Genomic DNA, 5008 nt, shown 5'->3' on the forward strand with positions numbered 1-5008 from the left:
AAGAGACAGGTGTCCGACTGCTGGGACAAAAGTGTCCGACCGTTGGGACACGACCAGACAAATGACGCGCCGCGACCGCTACAGTTGTGACAGCACCGCCGGCCTCCGCCGGCGCACCCCCGACAGAAAGGTCAACCCATGGCTAAGAACCGCATGTCCCGCGGCGGGATGCCCCGCGGCAACATGGGCGGCGTGAACATGAACCAGCTCATGCAGCAGGCCAAGAAGATGCAGGAGCAGCTCGCCCAGGCCCAGGACAAGGCCAAGGAGCTCGAGGTCTCCGCCAGCGCCGGCGGCGGCATGGTCAAGGTGGTCGCCTCGGGCGACATGCAGCTCAAGTCCATCGCCATCGACCCCGAGGCCCTCGACCCCGACGACGTCGAGCTGCTCCAGGACATGATCCTGGCCGCCGTCAACGACGCCCTCAACTCCGCCTCCGAGGCGGCCAACAGCGAGGTGGCCTCCGCCACCGGCCTTGGCGGCATGGACCTGGGCGGCATGGGCATCCCCGGCCTGTTCTAGCCCCTTGTACGGCAGCGACCCCACGGGGACGCCCCTGGGCGCCCCCTCACCATCACCCGACGGCGACCGCCGTGCGCTCACGCGGCTCCTCGACGAGCTCGGACGCCTGCCCGGCATCGGCCCCAAGTCGGCCCAGCGCATCGCCTACCACCTGCTGTCGGTGGACGGCGAGGAGGCCCGGCGCCTCGCCCAGGCCGTCCTCGACGTCAAACGCCTCGTGCACTTCTGCCCCGTGTGCTTCTCGTACGCCACGGGCGACGTCTGCGACGTCTGCGCCGACCCCTCGCGCGACCGCTCCTCCATCTGTGTGGTGGCGGAGCCGCGCGATGTCTCGGCCATCGAGCGCACCGGCGTCTACCACGGCCTCTACCACGTGCTGGGCGGTGTCGTCTCGCCCATGGACAAGGTGGGTCCCGAGCAGCTCCACGTGCGCGAGCTCATGGCCCGGCTCTCCTCCGACGAGGTGGCCGAGGTGATCCTCGCCACCAACCCCGACGTGGAGGGCGAGACCACCGCCACCTACCTGGCTCGCACCATCCGCCCCCTGGGCGTCAAGGTGACGCGCCTGGCCTCGGGCCTGCCCGTGGGCGGCGAGCTGGAGTATGCCGACGAGGTCACCCTCGGCAGGGCCATCGAGGCCCGCCGCATGGCCTGACCCCCCACCCGTCGGCCCGCTGCTCCTCTTGGCACCTGAATGCGTCTGAGGGCGACCCTTTCCCCACCTGAACGCGTCTGAGGGCGGATCTCGCACCCTTGGGCGCCCTAGAGGGCGGGTTCCCGTGCAAACCGGCGCAGGGACCCGCCCTCAACCGTGTTCAGGTGCCGGGGCGGGTGCCGCTGGGGCTGCCGTCAGCCCCCCTGCGCCTCCGGCAGGCCCTCCCTTACGGCACTGTCACCCACCGTAAGCCCAATCGATGGCAGCCCCCGGGGCCCTCCTCCACCATGGGAGTCGTCAGAAACGCCGACCCGTGAGGAGGAGCACCATGATGAAGCGGGCCCTCGACACCTACTTCGAGAACAACCAGGCCGTGCTGGACGGTTCCATGTCAACCGTCGAGCTGGCGTGCTGGACGGCCCTCATGACCGTCGTGGGCGCCGTGATGATGGCCGCCCTCTGGGTGTTCTCCCGCTGACCCTCCCCACCGCACGATCCCTGGAGAAAGGAACCGCCATGTCCAACGTCCTCGAGGTCCGCGACCTGGTGAAGGTGTANGGGGGAGGCCTCGCCAGTGCCACCCGGGCCCTCGACGGGGTGAGCCTCACCGTCGCCAAGGGCGAGTCCGTGGCCATCATGGGCCCGTCCGGCTCCGGCAAGACCACCCTGCTCAACTGCATCGCCACCATCGACCGGCCCACCTCCGGCGAGGTGGTGGTGGACGGCACCGACGTCGCCCACATGCGCCAGCGCGCCCTGGCCGACTTCCGCCGCACCCAGCTGGGCTTCATCTTCCAGGACTCCAACCTCCTGGACACCCTCACCTGCCGCGAGAACATCGAGCTCCCGCTCACCATCGCCCGCCGCAAGCCGTCGTTCATCCGCGAGCGCACCGAGCAGGTGGCCACCTCCCTCAACGTCTCCGAGGTNCTCGACAAGTACCCCTACCAGGTGTCCGGCGGCCAGGCCCAGCGCATCGCCGCCTGCCGCGCCATCGTGGCCGACCCGGCCCTCGTGCTCGCCNACGAGCCCACGGGCGCCCTGGATTCCAAGAACTCCAAGGTGCTCCTCGAGTCGTTCGAGCGGCTCAACCGCGACTACGACACCACCATCCTCATGGTCACCCACGACGCCTACGCCGCCAGCTACTGCCACCGCGTGCTGTTCATCCGCGACGGCAGCCTCTTCACCGAGGTCCGCCGCGGAGACCGCGACCGCCAGGAGTTCTTCGCCGAGGTCAACCGCGTCATCTCGGTGATGGGGGGTGGCGATGCTCGTTAAGATCGCCCTCGGCAACGTCCGCCGTTCCCTGCGCGACTATGCCGTCTACTTCGTCACCATCGCCCTGGGCGTGGCGGTCTTCTACGCCTTCAACACCATCGGGGTCCAGGGGGAGTTCCTGTCCGGGTCGGCCAGCGAGACCCTGCTCTTCATTGCCGACCTGCTCCACGGCCTCACCTATGGCCTGGCGGTGGTCCTAGGGTTCCTCATGGTCTACGCCAACAACTTCCTCGTGCGTCGCCGCAAGGAGGAGTTCGGACTCTACCAGATCCTGGGCATGACCCGCGGCCAGGTGGGCCTCATCATGGCGGTGGAGACCCTGGTGGCCTCCGTGGCCGCCTTCCTGGTGGGGCTCGTGCTGGGGCTCTTCGCCTCGCAGCTCCTGGTCTTCGTCTCGGCGGCCTTGTTCAACGAGACGGTCAAGGAGTTCCGCTTCATCGTCTCCGGGGACGCCCTCGTCACCGTGGCCTCCTGCTTCGCCGTCACCTTCGTGGTCATGCTCCTGTTCAACCTGCGCACCATCTCGCGCCTGCGCCTGGTGGAGCTCGTGCGGGGCGGCAGGGCCAACGAGTCGGTGCGCCTCAGGCGCCCGGTGCTTTCCGCCGTGGCCCTGGTGGTGTCCGTGGCCCTCATCGTCTGGGCCTACCAGCGCCTGCTCACCATGGGCTTCCCCGTGATGCTGGGGAGCACGACGGGCGAGGACGGCCAGGCCAACCTGCAGTTCGCCATCACCACGGCCATGGTCACGGCCGGCACGTTCCTGCTGTTCTGGGCGCTGCCCACGGTGCTGGTCAAGGGGGCCGAGAGCCTCAGGCACTTCTACCTGCGCGACCTCCACATGTTCACCGTGCGTCAGGTGGCGAGCCGCATCAACTCCAGCTCGGCCGCCATGGGGGTCACGGCCATGGTGCTCTTCCTCGCCGTCACCTCGGTGACCACGGGTATGGCCCTGGCCACCTCCCTCAACGACTCGCTCCTGCGCTGCAACCCCTACACCGCGTCGGTGAACGCCTTCTACTTCGATTCCGGCAACATCCAGGCGTACTCCTCCGAGGGCAACGGCCAGGCCTTCGCCGAGGCCACCGCCCCCGTGGNCATGGCCGAGAACTACCGGNGCCTGNNCATCGACTTCGACCGGTTCGGGGTCCGCACGGCCCAGGTGAACACCTACGACCAGCACGTCCCCGGGGCGCCCGAGGGTGGCACGTCCCTGGCCGACGTCGCCAAGGCCACCGGCACCATGGGCTTCTGGAAGGAGTACAACCTCGCGGACGTCGCGGCCGACACCTACCCTGTCCTGGAGCCCCTTTCCAGCTACAACGCCTCCCGACAGCTCCTGGGCATGGAGCCGGTGTCCCTCGACGAGGGGTCCATGATCGTGACCACCGACAGCCCCTCCACCTTCGGTCGCTTCTGGGACCAGGTGGCCGCCTCGGCCCTGCCCGTCTCCGTGGCCGGCCGCGACCTCACCGTCCAGGAGGTGGTGACCGACGAGAGCGCCGCCCTGTTCGACTCCGGCGTCTCNCAGAACATCGGCACCCTAGTGGTCCCNGACGACATGNTGGTCGGCCTGGCCCCTGCCACGTCCTTCCTGCAGTTCATGGCCCCCGACGACCAGGTGGGGGCCTTCGACGAGTACTTCGACGAGAACTCCCTCCCCGCCTCGGCCCTGCTCGCCCGCGGCGAGTCCGACGCCGATGTGGAGCGGGCCAACTGGCTCATGGACGACGGCCGCGCTGTGGGCACCTTCACCTACTCCAGCACCTTCGCCTCCCAGCGGGAGAGCTCGGGCAGCCTCACGGGCCTCGTGGGCTATATGGCGGTCTACATCGGTTNCGTGCTTGTGATGTCGGTGGCCGCGGTGCTCGCCATCCAGATGCTCTCCGGAGTGGCCGACTCGGCCGGGCGCTACCGTCTCCTNAACGAGCTGGGATNCCCCCGGGGCCTCCAGAACCGCTCCCTGNTCAGCCAGGTGNTCTTCTACTTCCTGCTGCCNCTGGCCGTGGGCGTGGCCCACTCGGCGGTGGCCCTCACCAAGGTGGGCGAGATCGTCTCCTTGGTCACCCCCTTCGACATCGTGGGGGCCACGGCGGCCGGCGCCCTGGTGTTCGTGGTGGTCTACGGCGGCTACATGGCGGTGTGCTGGGCGCTTTCCGCCGGTACCGTGCACCGCACCGTGAGCGAGGCGCGCCGCTAGCCCTCGTGGTCGCCGCCTCGGCCGAACGGGCCCCTCTCNGTGGAGTTGCTGCGGAGAGNGGCCCGTTTTCATGTTCGTGGATGCCGAGACCGGTGACGGGCGGGTATCCGGGGTTGCCAAACCGTCTAAGATGCTGGGGTAACCATTGCCGAGGCACGGGCACGGGCCCGCACATCGAGGAGACCATGGCGAACAACCCCTACAGCGACGGGTCGTCCCGTACGCCAAGACACGCCAAGCACGCCGCAAGGCCCGGGAAGTCGTCGGAGCCGCGTCGCTTCGGCGCCCGGAGGCAGCAGGAGGAGGCCCCCGTACCCCGCGCCGCGGTCGGTCCCGTGGACGTGCCCCCCGGC

General features: G+C 69.0%; 5 protein-coding genes. All 5 read left to right on the forward strand.

Features of this window, described 5'->3' with window-relative positions; translation table 11 throughout:
- Nucleotides 1-138: 138 nt before the first annotated feature.
- The 5 genes from JX283_RS07735 (at nt 139) to JX283_RS07755 (ending at nt 4655) form a co-directional block, all read left to right on the forward strand.
- Nucleotides 139-522, forward strand: coding sequence for a YbaB/EbfC family nucleoid-associated protein (locus JX283_RS07735; protein ID WP_135978418.1), 384 nt, complete (start codon nt 139-141; stop codon nt 520-522).
- Nucleotides 523-556: 34 nt separating this feature from the next.
- The gene (gene recR / locus JX283_RS07740) at nt 557-1177 is read left to right on the forward strand and encodes a recombination mediator RecR (protein WP_135978481.1); all 621 of its coding nucleotides are present in this window, start codon (nt 557-559) and stop codon (nt 1175-1177) included.
- A gap of 328 nt (nt 1178-1505) precedes the next feature.
- Complete coding sequence (locus JX283_RS07745; protein ID WP_168354062.1) at nt 1506-1655, forward strand: hypothetical protein; 150 nt, start codon at nt 1506-1508, stop codon at nt 1653-1655.
- A gap of 38 nt (nt 1656-1693) precedes the next feature.
- Nucleotides 1694-2458 (forward strand): ABC transporter ATP-binding protein, encoded by a 765-nt coding sequence (locus JX283_RS07750; RefSeq protein ID WP_204830060.1) that lies wholly within the window; start codon nt 1694-1696, stop codon nt 2456-2458.
- Nucleotides 2448-4655 (forward strand): FtsX-like permease family protein, encoded by a 2208-nt coding sequence (locus JX283_RS07755; RefSeq protein WP_204830061.1) that lies wholly within the window; start codon nt 2448-2450, stop codon nt 4653-4655. Before JX283_RS07750 ends, JX283_RS07755 begins: the two co-directional genes overlap by 11 nt.
- Nucleotides 4656-5008 lie beyond the last annotated feature (353 nt).

It is taken from the genome of Olsenella sp. CU969, from assembly GCF_905219715.1.
GTDB classification, from domain to species: Bacteria; Actinomycetota; Coriobacteriia; order Coriobacteriales; family Atopobiaceae; genus Granulimonas; species Granulimonas faecalis.